Source organism: Longispora albida DSM 44784, from assembly GCF_000379825.1.
Classification (GTDB): Bacteria; Actinomycetota; Actinomycetes; order Mycobacteriales; family Micromonosporaceae; genus Longispora; species Longispora albida.
The window spans coordinates 302,627-322,932 of record NZ_KB903825.1 but is presented as its reverse complement, the minus strand read 5'-3'; the positions used below and the strand labels follow the sequence as shown (position 1 = coordinate 322,932).

Below are 20,306 nucleotides of genomic sequence, written 5' to 3'. Positions count from 1 at the left end.
CCGGATCGTAGGCTGAGGACATGGCTGGTGGGACGGGGTTCAGCGCCGGCACGTTCGCGTTCTACGAGGGCCTGCTGGCCGACAACTCGAAGGCGTACTGGGCCGCGCACAAGGACGAGTACGAGTCGGCGGTCCGGGAGCCCATGCGGGCACTCCTGGACCGGCTGGCACCGTCGTTCGGTGGCGGCTCCGTGGTGATGTTCCGGCCGTACCGCGACATCCGCTTCTCGGCGGACAAGTCCCCGTACAAGCTCCACCAGGGCGGCTTCGTCGAGATGTCACCGGGCGTCGGCTACTACCTCCAGATCGACGCGGACGGCGTGCTGATCGGCGCCGGGTTCCACGCCCGCGACCGCGCCCAGGTCGCCAGCTACCGGGCGGCCGTGGACAACACGGCCACCGGGGGCCAGATCGCCGCGATCACCGCGAAGCTGGAGAAGGACGGCTTCGAGCTGGGCGGGGAACAGGTGAAGACCCGGCCGCGTGGCGTACCCGCCGGCCACCCCCGCCTCGACCTCATGCGCCGCGAGTACCTGACGGCCGGGCGGTCCATGCCTGCCGGGGATGTGCTGGCCGCGGAGGACTTCGGCGGTGTGGTGGCTGCCGGCTGGACGAAGCTCCGTCCGCTGGTGGAATGGGTTGTCGCCAGCGTGTGACGGTGAGGGTACAAAATCATGATTTTGGTGTTTTCTGCCTGAACTGGACAACCGGTGTGGCACGTTGTGCGTCCTGTGTGGACGTGCAGTGTTGCGCCCGGCTGGCAAGATGGGCGCGTGCCGCACGAAGATCGCCATTACGCCGGACCAGCAGAAGCCCCCGACCGCTACGAGCTCGCCCAGCGCCGCGCCGCCGGCGGGGAGGGTGAGGTGTGGCAGGCCATCGAGTACCACGGAGGCCAGCCCTTCTCCTATGCGGTGAAGATTATCGATATCGTGGACGGTGATCGGGCAGGTCAGGGGCTGGACGAGCTGCGTCTCCAGGCCGCGCTGGCCACCCAGCTCGAACACCCGGCGCTGGTCAAGGTCAAGGAGGTGTTCGTCGGCGCGCCCCCGCACGCCGCCGGGGCCGCCGGGGAGACCACCGGCCGCCGCCTCTACTTCGTCATGAAGTGGATCGAGGGCCGCAGCCTCCAGGAAGCCCTCGAAGGCGGGCAGATCAGCGGCCTCGGAGTCCTGGCACCGCTCGAACCGATCGCCGAGGCCATCGACTACCTCCACAGCGGCCGCGACACCAGCGGCTCGACCGTCCTGCACCGCGACATCAAGCCGGCCAACGTGCTGCTCGCCGACGACGGCCGCGTGTACCTGGTCGACTTCGGCCTCGTCCGCTTCCACAGCACGGCCGCCACCTCGCGGATCTTCGGCACCGCGCCGTTCATGGCACCGGAGTCCCTGGCCAGGGGCGAGTACACCCCGGCGACGGACCGCTACACGCTCGGAGCGACCGTCTACTACGCACTGACCGGCGAGATGCCCATCCCCGGCGACACGGCAGGCATGGGGCAGCGGCTCGCCACGGTGCTCGGTCCCGGCCACGACCGGGTCGCTGGCGGCATCCTGCAGATGCTGTCCGTGCAGGCCGACGCGCGCCCGGCCTCGGCGGCGACCTGGCTGCGCGCGCTGCGTACCGCGCCGCCGGAGACCACAGCCGGTCTCCCGGCCGGTTTCCCGCCCGGGGTGCCGCCGATCCCGCCGACCTCGATGGGCCGGCCGCCGCTGACCCCGCCACCGGGCTACGGCCCGCCGCCCTCGTCCTCCCCGCACCTGACCCCGCCGCCGCCGAGCTTCGGCCCCGGTCCTGGACCGAGCCCGAGTTTCGGTCCCGGTCCCGGGCCGAGCCCGAGCTTCGGCCCCGGACCCGGGCCCAGCCTGGGCAACGCGGCCGCCGGCTACTTCGGCGGACCCGCGCCTGCGGGGAAGTCCTCCAGCCGCAAGGTCATCGCCTGGATCGCGGCCGGCATGGCCATCGCGGTCCTCGGCCTGTGCTGCCTCTCCCGGGTCAGCACGCTGTTCGACCTGACCGGCTCGTCATCGGACGGCACGTACGGCAGCTCCGACAAGGGCAAGGGCACCGAGGCGCCCGTCGACCACAGTGTCCCGCCGCCGGCCGTCACCGCCCTCGAACCGGTCCTGGTCTCGGTCGGCGACATCGCCGCGGCGATGAAGATCAAGGAATCCGGTGTGTACGCGAGCAGCGACTCCCGCGCGCTGCACGGCGGGCTGACCAAGCTCGCGCTCTGCGCCGAGAAGAGCGTGAACAGCAGCGCGATCGGCGCGCACACGGCGAACAGTTTCTACACCAGCGGCTCCGGGTACCCGTACGTCAGCTCGTCCGTCGCCGGGTTCTACGGCACGGCGGCAGCCCCGTTCTTCGCCTCGGTGAAGACGACGGCCGAACGGTGCGGGTGGAAGCAGTTCACGGTGCCGAAGCTCGGTGAGGAGTCGTTCGCGGTGTACAACGCTGGCGACCGCACCGAGGGCGCCATCTTCTTCCGGCAGGGCCAGGTCATCGTCCAGGTCGCCGTGAGCAGCAGCAGTTCGTCCTACGGCAGCTACCAGTCCGACCTCACCAAGATCGCGACCGCGATGAGCGGCCGCCTCCCGAAGTGACCTTCACCAGAGGTGAGACGGCATGACTGACGCGCTCCTGATCAGGCTGCCCGGCGGGGAACGCCGGATCACACCGGCCGACGGCGTGGTGACCATCGGCCGCGACCCGCTGTGCCGCCTGGTGATCGACGATCCCCGGGTCTCCCGGCAGCACGCCGAGCTGCACCACGACGGGTACGGCTGGCGGCTCCGCGACCTCGGCAGCAGCAACGGCACCTACACCGCGGCCGGCCGGGTCACCACGGTCGAGGTCGTCGAGGCGTGCTCGATCCGGCTGGGCGGGACGGACGGCCCGACCGTCCTCCTGCGCCCGGACTCGCCGTCCGGCCCACCCCCGGCCCCGGCGACCCAGCTCGGCCCGGACCACCTGCCCGCGGCACCGGCTGCGTCTGACTACGCGCCTTTGACCCCGGCCGGGCCTGCTCCCGTGCCCGCGAGTTCGGCGGTCGGGCTCAGGTTCGAGGCTGGCCGGGTCCCGTCGGCGCGGTACCAGCCGGTCGCGACCCGGACCAGGATCGGCCGGGCACCCGACAACGACATCGTCCTCGGTGACCTGCTCGTGTCCGGCTACCACGCCGACCTGATCCGCGACCAGACCGGCGTGCGGATCTTCGACCACGGCACCCGCAACGGCACCTTCGTCAACGGGCAGGAGGTCAGCCAGGCGTACCTGCAGCCCGGCGACCTCCTCTCCTTCGGCCACCACCAGATGGTGTTCGACGGGCTGGAGCTCCGCGAGTACGTGGACACCGGCCGTGTCTCCCTGCGCGCCGAGGCGCTGACCGTCATCGCGAAGGGCAGCCGGACACTGCTCGACCGGGTGTCCTTCGACCTGCCCGAGTGCAGCCTGCTCGCGGTCGTCGGGCCCAGCGGCGCCGGTAAGTCCACTCTGCTCGGCGCGCTCACGGGCAGCAGGCCAGCCCAGCGCGGCGCGGTCTGGTACGAGGGCCGTGACCTCTACAAGGAGTACGACGACCTCCGGCACCGGATCGGCCTCGTGCCGCAGGACGACATCCTGCACAGCCAGCTCACCGTCCGCAAGGCACTCCGCTTCGCCGCCTCGCTGCGGTTCGGCACGGACGTGACGCCGGCGGAGCGCGACCAGCGGATCGAGGACGTGCTGGCCCAGCTCGCCCTGACCGCGCACGCCGACCAGCGGATCGACACCCTCTCCGGCGGGCAGCGCAAGCGGACCTCCGTCGCGCTGGAGCTGCTCACCGAGCCCTCGCTGCTGTTCCTCGACGAGCCGACCTCCGGGCTCGACCCGGCCCTCGACCGGGACGTGATGACCAGCCTGCGGGAGCTGGCCGACCGGGGCCGTACCGTCGTCGTGGTCACTCACAGCCCGCTGCACCTGAGCGTCTGCGACCGGGTGCTGGTGCTCGGCCGGGGCGGCAAGGTCGCCTACTACGGCCCGCCCGACGGCGTGCTGCCCTTCTTCGGGGCCACCGAGTACGCGGACGTGTTCCAGCAGGTCTACCACGACCCGGACGGCTGGGCGGAGTGGTTCGCCGCCAACCGGACGGGCGAGCAGGGCACGGCGGCCCCGGTGGAGGAGTTCACCGGCTCGGCGCCCCGGCCCCGGCAGGGCTGGCTGCGGCAGGTCGGTGTCCTCACCCGGCGGATGGCAGCCGTGACGGCCGCCGACCGGATGTACGCGGCCCTGCTGCTCGGCCTGCCCCTCGGCCTCGCGGCGCTCCTGCACATCATCCCGGGCAGCGACGGTTTCGCCCGGCCGGGCGGGCCGCTCGGCCGCAGCGCGGAAGCCCAGCAGCTCCTCGTCGTCCTGATCGTCGGGGCGGTCTTCTTCGGCCTGGCCGGCGGCATCCGGGAACTGGTGGGGGAGCGGGCCATCTACCGCCGCGAACGGGCCGTCGGCCTGTCCCCGTGGGCGTACCTGTCCTCCAAGCTGCTCGTCTTCACGATCGTCAACGCCGTGCAGGCCGCGCTGTTCGTCTTCCTCGGGCTGCTCGGCCGGCCCGGGGCACGGGACGCGCTCGTGCTGGGCCTGCCGGCCGTAGAGCTGTTCGTGGTGGTGTGGCTGACCGCGCTGGCCTGCACGGTGCTGGGCCTGCTCGTCAGCGCGTACGTGTCCACGATGGAGCAGACGATGCCGGTGCTGGTCGGCCTGGTCATGGCGCAGCTCGTGCTCAGCGGCGGCCTGTTCGAGGTGGCTGGCCGGGCCGGGGTCGAGCAGCTCGCCTGGCTCTCCCCGTCCCGCTGGGGCTACGCTGCCGCTGCGGCGACCACGGATCTGCGCTCGATCATGGCCGGGCCGCCGGCCGAGGCGCTGTGGCGGCACTCGACGGGCGCGTGGCTGTGGGCGGCCGGGGTGCTGTGCGCGCAGGCCGCGCTCCTGTGCCTCGGTACCCGCTGGGCACTCCGCCGCCACGAGCCAGGAAGGTGAAGAAGACACGATGAGCAAGGCGAACCCGCTGGACGCGGCGCTGAACGACGGCTGGGTCAGCGCCTGCCGGCTGTACGAGCACCTGGCAACGGGCGGCGACGTCCCGGTACTCCCGCCCTCGGCGCTGCGGCTCCAGCCGAACGAGATCCGCTACGGCGACGCGATCCTCGGCTACTCGCGGCTGTACGGCATGAACGTCACGTACAACCAGAGCAACTCGTTCTGGTTCGGCTCGACGGCGTTCGTGGCCGCCGGCATGGCCGCCGACGCGATCGGCAACGCCAGCGCCCGGCGCAAGGCCGAGGCGATGGCCGCCGTGCAGTGGCGCGACCACGCCCACGTCCGGACCAGCCTGACCAGCGAGCGGTTCCTGTGTGACTACATGGGCCGGTGGCTGAGCTTCTGGCACAACGGGGTGGTCGAGTTCGCGTGTGACCTGTCGCGCTGGTCGTTCGTGCTCCGGTACGAGGTCGGCGAGCCGTTGATGCTGCACGGCCCGGCAGCCCCGTGGTTCGCCGTCGCCACGGCGCGGATCATCTACGGGGCGCAGGGCCTCCAGCTCCCGGCCTTCGCTCCGCTCGCGGCGGCCGTCGCTGGTGCCCGGCAGTCCACGATCACGGGTGAGATCGTCGGCCCGGGTACGCCCGAGATCGGTGCCTGACACAGAAACACGGTGCCGCCGGAGCGATAATCGGCCGGTGGAGATCAGGTCCTGCCCGGAAGCCGAGCTGCCGGGCCCGCTGCTGGTGCAGGTCAGGGCGATCCAGGAGGAGGCATGGCCGTCCGATCCTGGCGCTGGCCCTGCCCCGCTCACAGTGCATGATCCGGTACTGAGCCCGCGAACCGTCCTCCTGCTCGACGGCGGCACCGTGCTGGCGGCCCTCGACATCCTCACCAAGGAGATCGAGCACGGCGGGCACCGGTACCAGGCCGGCGGGCTGAGCACTGTCGTCACCGCGAAGGCCGACCTGCTGCCCGGCACTGTCCTCATCGGAGGGACGCCAGCCGGGCTTTCTTCTCGCCGGCGGCCCAGGAACGCCGTGAAGCCTTTCACCACACCAGAATCGCGCTCTATCCGGGTGACATCGACAAACTCTGGTAACCGTGAAGCGCTTCGGGGTGCGTGAGACGATCTGCGCGTGACCGAGCCGCGGGGCGACTTCGACATCCACCTGACCGTCTACGCCTACCAGACCACGGACCTGGCGGTCTTCGCCGAGCGTAACGGCGTGAAGTACACCAGGATCATGCTGGACGAGGGCAGGACCGGCGACCAGCCGATGATCACGGCCACCGGGCACGGCACCCTGGCCGAGATGATGGAGCTCGCCGACGGCTGGAAGGCCAGGCTCGCCGGCTTCGGCGTCGGCTCGGGCAACATCCGCCGGGTGAAGATCGAGGCCGCGCCGTGGAACGATGGCGTGCCCGCCGACGCCGCCGAGGCCGCGAACGAACCCCGGGGCCGGTACTTCGAGCACCACGTCAAGCTCCTCCTGCCGGACGCCTCGGCCAGCAGGCTCGTCGACCTGGCCGAGCTGGCCGAGCAGCACGGGGCGCGTCTGTCCCGCAACGCCCGCCGGCAGCGGCCGGACGGTACCCGCGAGTGGTTCGTGACGCAGCGCTGCCGAGGAGTGGGCCGGGCCGAGGCACACTCCACACTGGAGGAACTGCTCGCGGTGCTCGGCGGGTACGAGATCCTGGCGGTCGAGGAGGAGTACGTCGTCCATGACTCGGCCGAGTACCTCGACGTGGGCTGGCTGCTGCCGGAGCGCGAGCTCGACGGGCGGCTACCCGGCACGGCTGACCACTGGCGGGAGAACCTGCCGGAGACGTACCGGTCGCTCGCGGGGGAGCCGGGTGTCACGCAGGGCATGGCGTTCGACCCGGCGATGAAGCAGCACACCAACGCGTACCGGCCCGGGGAGCCGGCCTTCGCCGACCAGCCGGCCGGCGAGCGCTGGCAGGCGGCCCGGCTGGCCGCGATGCGCCACGTCCTCGGCGTCCTCACCGGTTCCGAGCAGGGCGGGCAGCTCGTCCTGCGCGGGAGCGCGTGCATGGCCGCCTGGTTCGGCGACGCCGCCCGCAACCCGGGTGACCTCGACTTCGTCGTGCTCCCGGACGCCCTGGGCCCGGACGACCCGCAGGCGCTGGCCCTCCGCGCCGGTCTGATCGCCGCCATCAGGGCCCACCCCGGAGCCGGCGTCGACGGCACGGACGCCGTGGTCGAGGACATCTGGACCTACGAGCGGGCCGAGGGCCGGCGGATCGTGCTCGGATTCCGCGTGCCGGGCCTGCCGGACGGCAGCGTGCAGGTCGACCTGGTGTTCCGGGAGCCGCTGCCGCTCGCCCCGGCCCCGCTGGCCATCCCGGGCATCGCGGCCCCGGTCCTCGCCGCCACCCCGGAGCTGTCCCTCGCGTGGAAGCTGATGTGGCTGGCCACCGACCAGTACCCGCAGGGCAAGGACCTCTACGACGCCGTACTGCTGGCCGGCCTGACCCCGGTCAGCCTGGCGCTCGTCCGCGACCTGATCCGCCCCGAGCTGGGCCCGCGAGCTGACGGGTTCGGCGTGGAGTCCGTGCTCGCCTGGGACGTCGACTGGCCCAACTTCCAGGCCGAGTACCCGTCGATCAGCGAGGGCACGGCCCGCACCATGAAGCGCCGCCTGGCCCGCGCCCTGGCGGCGAACTCACCCGGCTGGGAGTGAGCCGGGTCAGGCTGGTACCGGAGACCCGGAGTGGTAGCGGCCCGACTCCAGCAGCCATTCCATGTGGGTACCAGGAAGGGCCTGTAGTGCCGTGGCGACCCGGCTGATCCGGCGGATCTCACCGCCGGGCATGCCGAGGTCGCCGCACAGCCTGACGACGCCGGCCACCACGGCTGGCAGCTGCTCGCAGCGGCGGATGATGTGCGCGGTGACGTGCTCGACGGCCTCGGGAATGCCGCAGCCGAGGTCCTGGGCGATGACCAGGACGTAGTTGTGGACTTCCCCGGCGGCGAGTTCCTTGGGCAGGGACGCGATGTCGTTGCACCAGGCGGTGACGTCGTTCGCGGCGTCGGTGAGCGTCCGCCATTCTTCGGTGGCCAGCACCGCCGCCGGCACCTCCAGCCCGAGGACGGCCTCGGGCAGATCGAAGATGAACTGCCCGGCTGACCTGCGGCGGTGCTCGCCGTACGCGGAGAGGCCCGGCGGCCGGGCTTCCGCGCGCGCCGTGGTCTCCGAGATCCAGGCCTCGCGCTGATCGTCCATATGGGACAGGAACCGGTCCCGCCAGCTCACGCTGGTGCGGGCACTGGTGACCTGCCACAGGTCGGCGAAGGCCGTCTCCAGGGGTGTGCCGAACGGGCCGCGGGGATCGCTGGCCGCTGCCATGACCATCGCGTACCTCGCGCGTACAGCGCCGGCGTCCTGGCTGGACGCGCCGGTGTCCAGCTCGTCGTCGAAGGCGAACAGCCAGGCCAGCCAGCGGGCGAACAGGACGGCCCGCTCGACCGGTTCCTCGGACAGCGCGCGTGCCGCCATCCGGTCGTACCCGGCGGCGAGCAGCCGGGCGGTTTCCCGCTCACCGCAGGCCAGCCCGGTACGCGCGGCCCAGCTGGCCAGCGCCTCCCGGATGGCGGGTGCCTGCGGGTGGATCCTGGTCGGCAGGAGCAGGCCGGGCATCCGGGCGGCCAGGGCCGGCAGCCACCGGTCACGTACCGGTAGCTGCCAGGCCCCTGGTGGCACGGTGCCGGTCACAGCGGGCCGTACAGCCAGTTGCCGGGGACGTCCTCGTCGGAGCCGGTGTAGAACTGGCGGACGGCCTCCAGGTACTCGGCCACGGTCACCGTGCCGTCGCCGTCGCGGTCCAGCCGGGTGAAGGCCTGGCGTGCCTCGCTGGCGCCGGTACCGAAGGCCTGCTGCATCACCAGGAATTCCTGCTCGGCGATCTCCCCGTCGTGGTCGGTGTCGCACAGCACCGCGAACGACTGGGCCGCCGGGTCGAAGATGGCCTCGTACTCGCTGCCCTCGACGAACGCGCCGCGCATCCCCCGGTGGAACTCGTCCGGCGTGATCATGCCGTCGCCGTCGAGGTCCATGTACCCGAGGAGCGTGTTCCAGAAGGCGTCGAGCGTCCGGGTGACCTCCTGCCCGCGGGTCGAGGTCGGGGGCTCGCCGAAGCCGGCCAGCAGCCGGGAACCCAGCGCGAGCAGGTCATCGCGTTCGATGACGCCGTTGCCGTCGATGTCCAGATGCCCGAAGGCGCGTGAGAGCTTGGTGTCCAGCAGTGCGGCCGGCATGCGCACGTCCCCGTTTCGTGAAATCCGACAAAACGGGAAGATCATACATTCCGCCGGCGCACCGGCCGGGGACTCAGGTCAGCGCGCCGATCGACCGGGTGAGGAACTCGCGGAAGGACTCGCGTTCGGCCTCGGTGAAGGACGCCTGGAGCCGGTCCTCGATCTCCTGCATTCTCGGCAGCGAGCGGTGCAGGAGGTCCAGCCCGGTCTCGGTCACCCTCAGCACGAGCACCTGGGCGTGCACCTCGGAGGGCTCCCTGGTGATCAGGCCCTTGGCCTCCAGGTTCGTGATGATCGTCGACATGGTCTGCGGGGTCACGAAGCTGACCCTGGCCAGCTGGGCCGCCGAGAAGTTGCCCGGGGAGCCAGCCAGGACGTGCAGCGCCATGTGCTGCGGGACGGTCAGCCCGAACTCGCGTAGCGCCTCGGTCCTGGCGGTGACCAGGAGTTGTTCCAGGCGGCGGATGTAGATACCGAGCAGCATGGTTGCGACTCTATCAGGGCCCTGATAGTGTTCAGCGCACTGACAGGGCACTGATAGCTAGGAGAGTTCTGATGCAGCAGCGTGTACTGGGAGCCGGCGGCCTCGAAGTCGGCGCGATCGGCCTCGGCTGCATGGGCATGACCTGGGCGTACTCGACCGGGGCCCAGGCACCGGAAGAGATGGTCAAGGTGATCCGCCGGGCGGTCGACCTCGGGGTGACCCTGATCGACACCGCCGACGTGTACGGGCCCTTCGACAACGAGCTCCTGGTCGGCCGGGCGCTCGCGGGCCGGCGCGACGAGGTCACCCTGGCCACCAAGGCCGGCCTGGTCCTCGGCGACGGCCCGGCCCTGGAGCGGACCATGACGATCAACGGCAGGCCCGAGTACGTCCGCGCGGCCGTCGACGCGTCCCTCCAGCGGCTCGGCACCGACCACATCGACCTGTACCAGCTGCACCGGGTCGACCCCGAGGTGCCGCTGGCCGAGACCTGGGGCGTGTTCGCCGAGCTGGTCGCGGCAGGCAAGGTCCGCCAGATCGGCCTGTCCGAGGTGACCGTGGAGCAGGCGGCGGAGGCCCACGCGATCCACCCGGTCGCGAGCATCCAGTCGGAGTACTCGCTGTGGACGCGGGACTGGGCCGACGTCCTGGCCTGGACGGAGGCGAACGGGGTCGGCTTCATCCCGTTCTCCCCGCTCGGCCGGGGCTTCCTCACCGGCCGGATCACCACCGTCGACGACCTGGAGCCCGAGGACCGCCGCCGCCTCAACCCCCGGTTCGCCGCCGAAGCCCTCGCCGCCAACCTGGCCCTGGTCGACTCGGTCCGCGCCATCGCCAACCGGCACGGCGCGCTGCCCGGCCAGGTCGCGATCGCGTGGGTGATGGCCCAGGGCGAGTACGTGGTGCCGATCCCGGGCACCAAGCGGATCAGCTACCTGGAGGAGAACGTCGCGGCCGCCGACCTCAAGCTCACTCCCGAGGACCTGGCCGCACTCGACGCCCTCCAGCCCCCGGCCGGCGCGCGGTACTAGACATGTGAAGAAAGCCCCCTGGCTGCCTCGGCCGCCCGGGGGCTTCTCCGTTCCCGCTGTGCTGTCAGGTGATGAGCTTCAGCCCCAGTGCGTCTGGGGGCGACCCGCGCTCGCCGGAGCTGTTACTGTGCCGCTCAGTGTCGACAGTGGGGAGTTGTGATGGCTGCATCTGGCTCGGTTCCTATCCTCAATCCCTGGCTTGTCAGGATGGGCTGGGTCGGCGTGGGAGCCTTCGCACTCGGATTGCTGGTGTTCTATCTGGGGCGGTACAGGGCCTGCGACGACTGCGAGATCGCCCACTGGGAGAAGATCACGTCGCTGCAGGTACTCGGGCTGACTCTGGTCGGCGCCGCCCTCGTGACCTGGGCGGTGGCGGCCGGTGCGGCTGCGATCGGCTGGCAGATCCGCCAGTCTCGCCCGGACTCGGCGTAAGGGTTCCAGGTCCATCCAGCCGAGGCCGGTCACCCGTCACGACGCATCAGGCATCGTCCGGGAACCGCAGGTCCTTTGAGGACGGCCCTAGCCGCGAACCGCGTCCTGCCAGGCGACCCGGAAATGGCGCGGCAGCCCGTCGAGCGCGGCCAGGACCGGGAACCCGGCCCGCTGGCCGTCGACCAGCGGGGGCGACAGGTAGTACTTGCGGATCACGTGGTTGGCGTCGGGGGAGCCCTCCGGTACGGCCCGCGCCTCCAGTTCGTGCGGGGCCATGCGGAGCCGGTGTGCTCCGTCCCGGGTACGCGGGTCACGGGCCAGGAGTGCCCAGAGCTCGTCGTCGGTGAGCCGGGTGAAGTCGGTGTCCTCGCCCAGCCTGCCGCACAGTTCCCTGAGCATGGCGACCGGTGCGACGTTGTCCCAGGCGGCGTGTGACCTGGCCTCGGCGCTGACCAGGCCGGCCAGCACGTCTGCCGTCCCCGCGTCGGTGTCGACCGCGTGGTCCGTGAGGCGCAGGGCGCGCAGCAGGCGCGGCGCGCTGACCGGCAGCCAGCCGTTGACCCGGGCACTGCGGACATAGGAGTCGAGGTGGTCGAGGTTCATCAGGCCCGGTGTTCCCGTGAGCGGGTTGGGAATCCGCCCGTCCAGGTATCCCAGCGCTTCGGGCGCGAGGCCGGCGATCAGTTCGCGGCCGAGGTCGTGATGGTCGAGGCCGCCGAGCCCTTCCAGGGTGTGGCTGAACGGCAGGTGGCCCACGTCGTGCAGGAGCGCGGCGAGCCGCAGCCCGGTGTTCTCCGGCTCGAAGTGCGCCACGAGCGCGAGGGTGCCGAGGCTGTGTTCGAGCCGGCTGTACGTCTGGTTGGTGAGCAGCCGCGCGGCCCCGGCATGGGCGACGAAGTGCAGCCGCCGCACCTCGGGGGCACGCAGGATCCGTAGTTCCTCCGGGAGCAGCTGGACAGTGACCTGCCACAACCCGTCGGTGTACGAGCCGCCGCTACCCGTGGTCTGCCCCGGCGTCGGCACCAGCGCCCCGGTCACGACGCGGCTCCAGCCAGGACGGCACAGCACCGGAGGTTGCGGTACCGGCCGGCGTAGTCCAGCCCGTATCCGACGATCATGTGGTCGCCGATGTCGAAGCCAACGTGGTGCGCGGCCACCGGGCGGGACGGAGCTGGCTTGCCGGTGTGGTCTGCTTCGATGCTGCGGGCCAGCTCGCCGACCCGCCGGAGGATCTGCTTCTCCGTGAACAGCACCGTCTCGATCTCCGCCGCGACGTGGACGTGATCCACCGTGCCCCCTCGGGAAAACCGTCATGCTCCATCGCTGATCGCCGAGCCTACAGTAGGTCTTCAAAAGAGACTGATCGCTCAGGCCCTCGGCCCCGGCTGCCTCACCGGCCGGTCAGCGGCCGGGCGAAGTCCGACAGCGGCCGGGCGTCGCGGCTGGCCGGCCTGCGCAGCAGCCACGAGGTCAGCGTGAACGCGGTGAACAGCAGCGGCGTCACGACCTGCGGGGCCGGGTCGCCGGCCGCGAAGTGGGAGACGGCGGCACCCGAGTACACGAAGACCAGGCCGGCGTAGGCCCACTCCTTGAGCCGGGGGAAGCGCGGGACCAGCAGCGCGGCGACCGCTCCGGCCTTCCAGGCCCCCATGAGGACGGCGAAGTACATCGGGTAGCCGAGGCGGCCGAAGACCTCCCGTACGTAGTCGATCTGGGCGATGTCCCAGTACGCGCCGACGGCCGACTCGACCGTGACGATCAGCGTCGTGACCCAGAACAGGGCGCGGCGGATGACGGTGGCCTTGGACATTTTTGTCTCCTTTGAGGATGGTAGCGGGCTGTTTCGCTGGGTTCGCTGGTATGACGGAGGTCGCCCGGCGGATGTGACAGCCACGCGCCACAAAGGACATGCCTATAGTTGATCTTGCTCATCGCACGCTTGATCGGAAGGCAACCCCCATGAAGGTTCTCGTGCTCGGTGCCAGCGGCTACATCGGCTCCGCCGTCACCGCCCGGCTCATCGCGGATGGCCACGAGGTCATCGCCCTTGTCAGGACGGGTACGGAGGCGCCGGCCGGGCTGGAGGCGCGGTTCGGTGACCTGGCCGACCCTGACTCGCTCCGCGCCGCCGTCACGCCGGACCTCGGCGCCGTCCTGAACCTCGCCACCCCGACCGGCGACGAGGCCACCGACGTGGCCGCGATGGCGGCGCTGCTCGGCGAGCTGCGGGGCACCGGCCGCGCGTTCGTCTACACCAGCGGCATCTGGGTCCTGGGTGCGACCGGCGACGCACCGGCCACCGAGGACAGCCCGGCCAGCGCGATCCCGATCGTCGGCTACCGCCCGCGCATCGAGCAGCAGGTCCTGGCCGCGGCGGCCGAGGACGTGCGGGCCGTCGTGATCCGGCCCGCGATCGCCTACGGCAAGGGCGGCGGCATCCCGGGCATGATGACCGGCTGGGCCAGGGAGAACGGCACGGGCCGGTACGTCGGCGACGCCGGCACCCGCTGGCCGATGGTCCACGTCGACGACCTCGCGGCCCTGTTCTCCCTGGCCGTCGAGAAGGCGGCACCCGGCAGCCTGTACCACGGCTCGGCCCACGACGCCGTCTCCACCGCCGGGCTGGCGGCCGTCGCCGACATCGCGGCCGGTGGCGCTGGCCGGGCCGAGCAGTGGCCGTACGACTCGGCGGCCCTGGCCCTCGGTGCCGCGTTCGCCGAGGCGCTGGCCCTCAGCCAGACCGTCCCCGGTAGCCGGGCCCAGTCCGAGCTGGGCTGGCAGCCGGTGCAGCCGCACCCGCTGAGCGGCCTGTAGGACCCCGATCTCACCGGTACCCGGCCCGGTACCGGAACCGGGCCGCGAGGCAGTCCTCGCGGCCCGGTCGCATCCGGTCTCTCATCGGGGCGGCGCGAGCCCCGGCAGCCGCCAGCCCCCGTTCCGGCAGGCGGATGCCGGGAGCGTCACGACTGGTCGTGCCAGGCGAAGGCCGAGATCCGCCAGCCCTCAGGCATCCGGACGAACTGGATGGTCTTCGTCCCGCTGCCCTCGTACACCTCGCCGTCGAAAAGACCGTACTTCTCGTACCTGCCGAAGCGGCTGGCCACGTTCCCCGAGACCTCGGTCCGCTCCTCCGTCTCCCACTCGCTGAACTCGGTGAGCCGCCCGCCGGCCGCGAGCAGTTCCTCGCGGGGCACGACGAACTCCTCCACCGTGTACGTCTTGTACGAGGGCCCGGCCACCACGATCACGCCCTCGGGGATCATGAGCCGCCTGATCCGGCCCACGTCGGCCCCGCCGCCGTCCCGGTTGTCGAACGCGGCGAAGAACTCGGCGGTCAGCGTGTCGATCGCGGCCTTGTCCTCGGCGTTCTCGGCCTGCCACTCCGACTCGATGTCCGAGGCGAGCACGGCCCACACCTCCTTGTCGTAGCGCTCGCCGTCGAACGGCCACACCCCGCGCAGCGTTCCCTCCAGCGTCATGCCGAGCCGCCTGGCGACAGCCGAGCTGCGGTCGTTGCCGGAGCGGCACTTCCACTCGGCCCGGTACAGCCCGCGCTCGGCGAAGGCGTAGTCCAGCAGGACGCGGCTGGCGGCGGTCACCAGGCCGCGCCCCTCGGCGGACGGCTCCAGCCAGCAGCCGAGCTCACACGTACCGGACGCGGCGTCGAAGCTCACGAACATCACGCCCCCGACCAGCGTGCTGCCGAGCCAGATGCCGAACAGCCGGCCGCCGTCAGCCGCGTTCCGCTCGGCGTACCGGAGCAGGAGCGCGCGGGCGCTCTCGGTGTCGGCGGACAGGAAGCCCGGGCCGACCCAGGGCCGGATGTGTTCCCTGGCCCGGTCCATGTGGGCGGCGAACTCCGCGGCGTGCTGGACTTCCAGCGGCATGAGCACGGCGTCGTCTCGCAGGCGGTAGCTGAACACTGGTCCCCTCATTCTCATAACCCGTCATTTACATAACGAGTGTTTTGCTTTGTAGAGTGTCAGCATGCCACGGATCAAGGGTGACCACGAGGCCCGCCGCCGGGATGTGTCCGAAGCGGTATGGCGCGTCCTCGCCCGGCACGGCTTCGGCGGCCTGTCGATGCGCGCCGTCGCCACCGAGCTGGGTGCGACGACGGGCCTGCTCACGCACTACTTCCCGAGCAAGCGCGACCTGATCACCCACGCACTGGCCCTGCTCGACGAGCGCACGGCCGCCCGCCGTCCCCGCCCGTCGGCCGCTCCGGGCCTGGCCAGCCTGCGCGAGGCCATGCTCGCCGTCCTCCCGGCGACGCCGGAGTCGGCCGGCACCGGCCGGATCTGGGTGTCCTCCTGGGACACCGCCCTCGCCGACGAGCAGTTCGGTTCCAGTCACGCCGCACGGTACGCCGGTGGCCGCGAACGCCTCAGCGCCCGGATCGCCGCAGCCCAGGCACTTGGCGAACTCGCGCCCGGCGACGCGGACGACCTCGCGGCCGCAGCCCAGTCCTTCCTGCTCGGCCTCGTCGTCCAGGCTCTCCTCGACCCGCCGTCCTTCCCGGCGGCCCGCCAGATCCACCTGCTCGACGGGTACCTCGCGACGCTGGCCTGACGCGCGGCGGGTGTCGGGACGGGGTCGCCGGGTCGCCGCGCCGCCGGTACATTCGGCGAATGTCCACAGTGCACCTGACCGGGCCCCGCGTGGTCCTGCGCGAGCTGAACATCGATGACGCCGAGTGGCTCCCCGGCCTGATCGGGCACCCCGACGTGTTCCGCTGGCTGCTGGACGACGTGGTACCGACGAAGGAGCAACTGCACGAGATCTTGCAGCACAGAGCGGCCACCGCACCGGACGGCCAGCCCAGGCGGAAGTTCGAGCTGGTGGTCACGGTCGACGGGGCGCCGATCGGCTTCTGTGACCTGGAGGTGGTCAAGCGGCAGCGGGGCGAGCTCGGATACGGGCTGCATCCCGCCTACTGGGGCAGGGGCCTGATCGGGGAGGCCGTCCGGCTGGTGCTCGACTTCGGCTTCGGCACGCTGGGCCTGCACCGGATCCACGCCACCACCCGGCCGGACAACATGGCCTCACGGCGGGTGCTGGAGCGTGCCGGCATGCGCCTGGAAGGGCATCACCGGGAGGACACCCTGGTCCGTGGCGAGTGGGAGGACTCGGTGCACTACGCACTGCTCGCCAGGGACCACGTCATCCCGGCCAGTGAATGCTAGCGTTTCCGCGCATGCAGCGGACTCTGTACGGCACCCGCGTGGTGTTGCGTCCGGCCACACCGGACGACATTCCCGTGCTGGCCGGGATCCGCGCGACGCCCGAGGTGTACGAGCGGTGGGGTGGCGGCGAGGACATGGCGGAGGCGGTCGCCGAGGACCTCGGTGATCCGGACTACCGTCATGCGAACATCGACATCTACCTGGACCCGGCGGCGCACGGGCGGGGGCTGGGCACTGACGCCGTGCGTACGCTGGCCCGGCACCTGATCACCGACCATGGTCATCACCGGATCGTGATCGACCCCGCCGCGGACAACGCCGCTGCCATCCGGTGTTACGGCAAGGTCGGCTTCCGCCCCGTCGGCGTCATGCGCAGCTACGAGCGCGGACCGGACGGGACCTGGCACGACGCACTCCTCATGGATCTCCTGGCCGGGGAGCTGACCGAGTAAGGAACCGATGGGCGCAGACCTGGCCGTCCGCTGGTCAGACAGGATCGGTGAACGAGACCGGCTTGCCGGTGGCGTGGGCATAGGCGATCTCCCTGCTCGTGGACTCGCCGACATACCCGCCGGGGTTCACGACCAGAACCCGGTCAGCCAGGTCGATCTTGCGCAGGTGGAGGGCGTCCAGCACGGCCTTCTGCTCGCTGGTGATCAGCTCGGCCGCCGCGCCTGCCTCGCCTGGCGCGAGGACGATGACACCCGCGAACGTCAGATCGCGGTTCGCCGTGCGCATCTCCTCCGCGAACCGGATGGAGCCGCAGATGCAGACAATCTCAGGTCGGTCCAGCACTGCTCAGTCCTCCGGCGTCGTCACTGGCCGGAGGCGAGCGCGGCCAGCCGGTCGAAGGTCGCGACCAGCACCTTCCGCCGCTCCTGCCGGTAGTCCGGTTTCGGTTCCAGGCCGTCGATCGTCGCGTCCCACACCGCCAGGAACGTCTCCTGCCAGCCGGTGATGGTCGCCGGCTCGGGCAGGTTGACCCCGACGTGGCCGCGCTCGGCGAGGAGGCACAGCAACTCCAGGTTGCAAGGGACCGCCACGCCCCAGTACTCGTCGGGTTCGAGGCCGGCCGGGTCTCCGGCCATCGCGGCCTCCACCTCCCCGAGCAGGCGCTCGACGAGTTCCGACAGATGGTCGGCCGCCGTGTCGCTGTCGAAGTTGCCGCTGCCCCAGGTGCCCATCGAGCCTCCATCCGCCGATCACGCGTCGACCGGGAGTGTGCCCTACGGGTACGACAACTTCGCGGCGTTCTCAGCCCGGCAGGCTGATCTGGTATCCGCGCAGCCAGGCGTCCAGCCCGAGGACCAGCTCGCTGGCCGTCCGGAGCCGGGCCATGTCCCCGGGCTCGGCAACGGCCCGCTGGACGGCCGCCCGGTCGGCGAGAGCCCACACCGGAGCCTTGTCGTCGTCCGCCAGCGCCGACAGCTCGCCGTGCAGGGCGATCGGGTACCTGGGGTCCTGTGTGGTGGGATACGGGCTCTTCAGGCGGCCGGCGATCTCGGGCGGCAGCAGGTCCCCGGCGGCCGCCCGCAGCAGGCTCTTCTCCCGGCCGTCGAAGGTCTTCATCCACCAGGGCGTGTTGAAGACGTACTGGACGAGCCGGTGGTCACAGAACGGCACCCGGACTTCGAGCCCGGTCGCCATGCTCATCCGGTCCTTGCGGTCGAGCAGGATCGTGACGAGCCGGGTGAGGTGCAGGTAGCAGACCTCACGCATCCGGCGTTCGAGCGGCGGTACCCCGGGCAGGTGCGGCACCTCGGTGAGCGCGGCCGAGTACGCGCCGGCGGTGTAGGCGGCCAGGTCCAGCTCGGCCACGACGGCCGGATCCAGCAGGGCGTGCGGCGGGGCGATGCCGGAGCCCGCGAGCTGCAAGGTCGCCGCGATCCACGGGAACGTACCGGCGTCGACGGCCGCGGGGGAGTGGAACCAGGAGTACCCGCCGAACACCTCGTCGGCCGCCTCACCCGACAGCGCCACGGTCGACCGCTGCCGGACGCGCCGGAACAGCAGGTAGAGCGAGACGTCGGTCTCGGCGAACATGCTGGGCCGGTCCTTGGCCGTCAGCACGGCCTCCCGGTGCCGCCGGTCGATCAGGTCGCCGGCGTCGAGGACGATCGCCTGGTGGCTGGCGCCGGCGTGCTCGGCGAGCAGCTGCGCGAAGGGTCCGTCCGGAGTGGACCGCAGCCCGTCGGGCCGGAAGTTCTCCGCCTGCCCGGTGTAGTCGACGGCGAAGGACCGGATCGGCCCGGCCCCGGCCGAGGCCAGTTCGCGGGCTGCCAGCGCGGTGATCACGCTGGAGTCCAGCCCGCCGGACAGCAGCGAGCACAACGGCACGTCCGCGACCAGCTGCCGCCGGACGATGTCCTCCAGCAGCTCTCTGACCGTGGCGACCGTCGTCTCCAGGTCATCGGTGTGCTCGGTAGCCTCCAGCGCCCAGTACCGGTGACGCGTGATGCCGGTCCGGGTGACCCGGACAACGTGGCCCGGCAGGACTTCTGCCATCCCCCGGTACAGGGCGTGGCCGGGTGTCTTGAACATGGCGAGGGTCTCGCGGAGCCCGTCGAGGCCGATCGCGGCCGCCGTCGCCGGGTGGGCGAGGATCGCTTTCGGCTCGGAACCGAAGAGCAGCCCGCCGTCGGGTACCGGGTAATAGAAAAGCGGTTTTACGCCGAGCCGGTCACGGACCAGGAACAATTCCTCGGTCAGCGCGTCCCAGATCCCGAAGGCGAACATGCCGTTCAGGTGCTGGGCGCAGCCGGCGCCCCAGCGCAGGTACGCCTGGAGAATGATCTCGGTGTCGCTGGCCGTCCGGAACAGGTGGCCGTGACTTTCCAGCTCGGCGCGTAACTCGCGGTAGTTGTAGATCTCGCCGCTGAAAGTGATGGCGGCCAGCAGCGTGCCGCCGGATTCGGCGAGCATCGGCTGCGCGCCGCCTTCGAGGTCGATGACGGCGAGGCGCCGATGGCCGAAAGCCGCGTGTGGCCACAGCCGCACCGCGCCGTCGTCCGGGCCACGGCAGGTCATCGTGGCGGTCATGGCCTCCACAGTGGGCAGCTCGGCCCGCAGGTCACGGTCCCAGGCGACCCAGCCGGTGATCCCGCACATCAGCCGGCCAGCTTCCGGAAGTATGTCCAGCTCGTCTCGTTCGGCTCGGACCAGGCCTCCGGCGCGCTCGCGAAGCTGGGGTTGTGGCTGGCGATGTGTTTCCGGAGCTTCTCCGGCGCTTCGGCGTACGAGCCGAGCTTACGGCCGTGGGTGTGGAAGGCCAGGCCACCAGGACGGTCACCCTGCGCCATCCACGGCAGCCACGGCGACATCCGCATCCAGGTCAACGTCGAGGGCACGCTTGGCTCGTCCGTGCCGAAAACGGTGGCGGGCGCGAAGTACTGGAAGAGTTCCAGCGCCCGGTAGGTGTCGTCGGCGGAGTTGTCCGGGAATTCGGCGACCGGTAGCGGCGACGGATAGGCGAGCGGGATCTGGAGACTGAAACACACCTGGTCACCCAGTTCCGTGACAGGAATGGGGAATGGGCGCAGCCGCAGGTTCGCCGGGTCGTTCCACACGTGCACGACCGGCCTGCCCTCCCACGTTTCGAGGATCTCGCGGGTCACCGGGTCCAGATAGAACGCCGCCTCCCGGTTGAGGAGCTGGAAACCCCCTTCCTCCGGTACGAGCCGGGCGACGCTCAGCCCCTCGAAGCCGAACACCCGCTGATAGGGCTCACCCGGCCCCCAGGAGAACACGTCGCCGGACCACCACAGCGTCACCTCGGAGCCGTCCAGTGAGGCCCTGGTCCTGGCCAGGGCGTGCAAGACATCGGCGGGTGTCATAGCCATAGCCACATGCTTATCCGGGTTGGGGCTGGCCGCGCAAGC

General features: G+C 71.2%; 22 protein-coding genes and 1 pseudogene. 12 read left to right on the top strand and 11 right to left on the bottom strand.

What is annotated here, in order from left to right:
- Positions 1–20: 20 nt before the first annotated feature.
- The 6 genes from A3G1_RS0115290 to A3G1_RS0115265 all read left to right on the top strand — a co-directional run bounded on the left by A3G1_RS0115290 (position 21) and on the right by A3G1_RS0115265 (position 7,721).
- On the top strand, positions 21–656 hold the full coding sequence (locus A3G1_RS0115290) for a DUF2461 domain-containing protein (RefSeq protein ID WP_018350355.1): 636 nt from the start codon (positions 21–23) through the stop codon (positions 654–656).
- Positions 657–773: 117 nt separating this feature from the next.
- Positions 774–2,609, top strand: coding sequence for a serine/threonine-protein kinase (locus A3G1_RS0115285; protein ID WP_026212158.1), 1,836 nt, complete (start codon positions 774–776; stop codon positions 2,607–2,609).
- A 22-nt stretch (positions 2,610–2,631) separates the two neighbouring features.
- Positions 2,632–5,016 carry an FHA domain-containing protein gene (locus A3G1_RS35035; RefSeq protein WP_018350353.1) on the top strand — a complete coding sequence of 795 codons (2,385 nt, stop codon included), beginning with the start codon at positions 2,632–2,634 and terminating at the stop codon, positions 5,014–5,016.
- Positions 5,017–5,026: 10 nt separating this feature from the next.
- Complete coding sequence (locus A3G1_RS0115275) at positions 5,027–5,677, top strand: hypothetical protein (protein WP_018350352.1); 651 nt, start codon at positions 5,027–5,029, stop codon at positions 5,675–5,677.
- 37 nt (positions 5,678–5,714) lie between these two features.
- Positions 5,715–6,143 (top strand): hypothetical protein, encoded by a 429-nt coding sequence (locus A3G1_RS38595; protein ID WP_018350351.1) that lies wholly within the window; start codon positions 5,715–5,717, stop codon positions 6,141–6,143.
- Positions 6,144–6,155: 12 nt separating this feature from the next.
- Positions 6,156–7,721: a nucleotidyl transferase AbiEii/AbiGii toxin family protein gene (locus A3G1_RS0115265; RefSeq protein WP_018350350.1), complete on the top strand. Its 1,566-nt coding sequence runs from the start codon at positions 6,156–6,158 to the stop codon at positions 7,719–7,721.
- Positions 7,722–7,727: 6 nt separating this feature from the next.
- Here A3G1_RS0115265 and A3G1_RS35025 read toward each other — a convergent pair whose 3' ends face one another.
- The 3 genes from A3G1_RS35025 to A3G1_RS35020 form a co-directional block, all read right to left on the bottom strand.
- Positions 7,728–8,753, bottom strand: a complete 1,026-nt coding sequence (locus A3G1_RS35025) for a terpene synthase family protein (protein WP_018350349.1) — start codon at positions 8,751–8,753, stop codon at positions 7,728–7,730.
- On the bottom strand, positions 8,750–9,295 hold the full coding sequence (locus A3G1_RS0115255; RefSeq protein WP_026212157.1) for an EF-hand domain-containing protein: 546 nt from the start codon (positions 9,293–9,295) through the stop codon (positions 8,750–8,752). The genes A3G1_RS35025 and A3G1_RS0115255 overlap by 4 nt, the downstream gene beginning before the upstream one ends.
- 73 nt (positions 9,296–9,368) lie before the next feature.
- Positions 9,369–9,779, bottom strand: coding sequence for a MarR family winged helix-turn-helix transcriptional regulator (locus tag A3G1_RS35020; RefSeq protein WP_018350347.1), 411 nt, complete (start codon positions 9,777–9,779; stop codon positions 9,369–9,371).
- Between the two features lie 71 nt (positions 9,780–9,850).
- On the opposite strand from A3G1_RS35020, the gene A3G1_RS0115245 reads away from it, so the two are divergent.
- Positions 9,851–10,810: an aldo/keto reductase gene (locus A3G1_RS0115245; RefSeq protein ID WP_018350346.1), complete on the top strand. Its 960-nt coding sequence runs from the start codon at positions 9,851–9,853 to the stop codon at positions 10,808–10,810.
- A 222-nt stretch (positions 10,811–11,032) separates the two neighbouring features.
- The gene (locus A3G1_RS0115240; protein ID WP_157641157.1) at positions 11,033–11,242 is read left to right on the top strand and encodes a hypothetical protein; all 210 of its coding nucleotides are present in this window, start codon (positions 11,033–11,035) and stop codon (positions 11,240–11,242) included.
- A gap of 87 nt (positions 11,243–11,329) precedes the next feature.
- On the opposite strand, the gene A3G1_RS35015 is transcribed toward A3G1_RS0115240, so the two are convergent.
- The 3 genes from A3G1_RS35015 to A3G1_RS35010 all read right to left on the bottom strand — a co-directional run bounded on the left by A3G1_RS35015 (position 11,330) and on the right by A3G1_RS35010 (position 13,052).
- Positions 11,330–12,280 (bottom strand): HD domain-containing protein, encoded by a 951-nt coding sequence (locus tag A3G1_RS35015; RefSeq protein ID WP_018350344.1) that lies wholly within the window; start codon positions 12,278–12,280, stop codon positions 11,330–11,332.
- Complete coding sequence (locus A3G1_RS0115230; RefSeq protein WP_018350343.1) at positions 12,277–12,531, bottom strand: hypothetical protein; 255 nt, start codon at positions 12,529–12,531, stop codon at positions 12,277–12,279. The genes A3G1_RS35015 and A3G1_RS0115230 overlap by 4 nt, the downstream gene beginning before the upstream one ends.
- A gap of 101 nt (positions 12,532–12,632) precedes the next feature.
- Positions 12,633–13,052, bottom strand: a complete 420-nt coding sequence (locus A3G1_RS35010) for a DoxX family protein (RefSeq protein WP_018350342.1) — start codon at positions 13,050–13,052, stop codon at positions 12,633–12,635.
- A 149-nt stretch (positions 13,053–13,201) separates the two neighbouring features.
- On the opposite strand from A3G1_RS35010, the gene A3G1_RS0115220 reads away from it, so the two are divergent.
- Positions 13,202–14,056, top strand: a complete 855-nt coding sequence (locus A3G1_RS0115220; RefSeq protein WP_018350341.1) for an NAD-dependent epimerase/dehydratase family protein — start codon at positions 13,202–13,204, stop codon at positions 14,054–14,056.
- A 551-nt stretch (positions 14,057–14,607) separates the two neighbouring features.
- Here the strand turns inward: A3G1_RS0115220 and A3G1_RS41780 are convergent.
- A pseudogene (locus A3G1_RS41780) lies at positions 14,608–15,165 on the bottom strand (GNAT family N-acetyltransferase); the annotation flags it as partial.
- A 64-nt stretch (positions 15,166–15,229) separates the two neighbouring features.
- Here A3G1_RS41780 and A3G1_RS0115210 point away from each other — a divergent pair.
- The 3 genes from A3G1_RS0115210 to A3G1_RS0115200 are packed head-to-tail and all read left to right on the top strand — an operon-like array spanning position 15,230 to position 16,880.
- Positions 15,230–15,814, top strand: coding sequence for a TetR/AcrR family transcriptional regulator (locus tag A3G1_RS0115210; protein ID WP_018350339.1), 585 nt, complete (start codon positions 15,230–15,232; stop codon positions 15,812–15,814).
- Positions 15,815–15,873: 59 nt separating this feature from the next.
- Positions 15,874–16,428 (top strand): GNAT family N-acetyltransferase, encoded by a 555-nt coding sequence (locus A3G1_RS35005; protein ID WP_018350338.1) that lies wholly within the window; start codon positions 15,874–15,876, stop codon positions 16,426–16,428.
- An 11-nt stretch (positions 16,429–16,439) separates the two neighbouring features.
- On the top strand, positions 16,440–16,880 hold the full coding sequence (locus A3G1_RS0115200; RefSeq protein ID WP_018350337.1) for a GNAT family N-acetyltransferase: 441 nt from the start codon (positions 16,440–16,442) through the stop codon (positions 16,878–16,880).
- Positions 16,881–16,914: 34 nt separating this feature from the next.
- Here A3G1_RS0115200 and A3G1_RS0115195 read toward each other — a convergent pair whose 3' ends face one another.
- The 4 genes from A3G1_RS0115195 to A3G1_RS0115180 form a co-directional block, all read right to left on the bottom strand.
- On the bottom strand, positions 16,915–17,223 hold the full coding sequence (locus A3G1_RS0115195) for a hypothetical protein (RefSeq protein ID WP_018350336.1): 309 nt from the start codon (positions 17,221–17,223) through the stop codon (positions 16,915–16,917).
- 20 nt (positions 17,224–17,243) lie between these two features.
- Positions 17,244–17,612 carry a DUF4259 domain-containing protein gene (locus A3G1_RS0115190; protein WP_018350335.1) on the bottom strand — a complete coding sequence of 123 codons (369 nt, stop codon included), beginning with the start codon at positions 17,610–17,612 and terminating at the stop codon, positions 17,244–17,246.
- A 70-nt stretch (positions 17,613–17,682) separates the two neighbouring features.
- Positions 17,683–19,536 carry an asparagine synthase (glutamine-hydrolyzing) gene (asnB, locus tag A3G1_RS0115185; protein WP_018350334.1) on the bottom strand — a complete coding sequence of 618 codons (1,854 nt, stop codon included), beginning with the start codon at positions 19,534–19,536 and terminating at the stop codon, positions 17,683–17,685.
- The gene (locus A3G1_RS0115180; protein ID WP_245563505.1) at positions 19,536–20,267 is read right to left on the bottom strand and encodes a DUF1838 family protein; all 732 of its coding nucleotides are present in this window, start codon (positions 20,265–20,267) and stop codon (positions 19,536–19,538) included. The genes asnB and A3G1_RS0115180 overlap by 1 nt, the downstream gene beginning before the upstream one ends.
- Between the last annotated feature and the right edge of the window lie 39 nt (positions 20,268–20,306).

What these genes read in the sequence shown, in the direction of transcription:
- A3G1_RS0115290 (WP_018350355.1), top strand. Translation starts at nt 21, where the DNA reads ATGGCTGGTGGGACGGGGTTCAGCGCCGGCACGTTCGCGTTCTACGAG.
- A3G1_RS35035 (WP_018350353.1), top strand. Translation starts at nt 2,632, where the DNA reads ATGACTGACGCGCTCCTGATCAGGCTGCCCGGCGGGGAACGCCGGATC.
- A3G1_RS0115275 (WP_018350352.1), top strand. Translation starts at nt 5,027, where the DNA reads ATGAGCAAGGCGAACCCGCTGGACGCGGCGCTGAACGACGGCTGGGTC.
- A3G1_RS0115255 (WP_026212157.1), bottom strand. Translation starts at nt 9,295, where the DNA reads ATGCCGGCCGCACTGCTGGACACCAAGCTCTCACGCGCCTTCGGGCAT.
- A3G1_RS35020 (WP_018350347.1), bottom strand. Translation starts at nt 9,779, where the DNA reads ATGCTGCTCGGTATCTACATCCGCCGCCTGGAACAACTCCTGGTCACC.
- A3G1_RS0115245 (WP_018350346.1), top strand. Translation starts at nt 9,851, where the DNA reads ATGCAGCAGCGTGTACTGGGAGCCGGCGGCCTCGAAGTCGGCGCGATC.
- A3G1_RS35010 (WP_018350342.1), bottom strand. Translation starts at nt 13,052, where the DNA reads ATGTCCAAGGCCACCGTCATCCGCCGCGCCCTGTTCTGGGTCACGACG.
- A3G1_RS0115220 (WP_018350341.1), top strand. Translation starts at nt 13,202, where the DNA reads ATGAAGGTTCTCGTGCTCGGTGCCAGCGGCTACATCGGCTCCGCCGTC.
- A3G1_RS0115210 (WP_018350339.1), top strand. Translation starts at nt 15,230, where the DNA reads ATGCCACGGATCAAGGGTGACCACGAGGCCCGCCGCCGGGATGTGTCC.
- A3G1_RS35005 (WP_018350338.1), top strand. Translation starts at nt 15,874, where the DNA reads ATGTCCACAGTGCACCTGACCGGGCCCCGCGTGGTCCTGCGCGAGCTG.
- A3G1_RS0115200 (WP_018350337.1), top strand. Translation starts at nt 16,440, where the DNA reads ATGCAGCGGACTCTGTACGGCACCCGCGTGGTGTTGCGTCCGGCCACA.
- A3G1_RS0115190 (WP_018350335.1), bottom strand. Translation starts at nt 17,612, where the DNA reads ATGGGCACCTGGGGCAGCGGCAACTTCGACAGCGACACGGCGGCCGAC.
- asnB (WP_018350334.1), bottom strand. Translation starts at nt 19,536, where the DNA reads ATGTGCGGGATCACCGGCTGGGTCGCCTGGGACCGTGACCTGCGGGCC.
- A3G1_RS0115180 (WP_245563505.1), bottom strand. Translation starts at nt 20,267, where the DNA reads ATGGCTATGACACCCGCCGATGTCTTGCACGCCCTGGCCAGGACCAGG.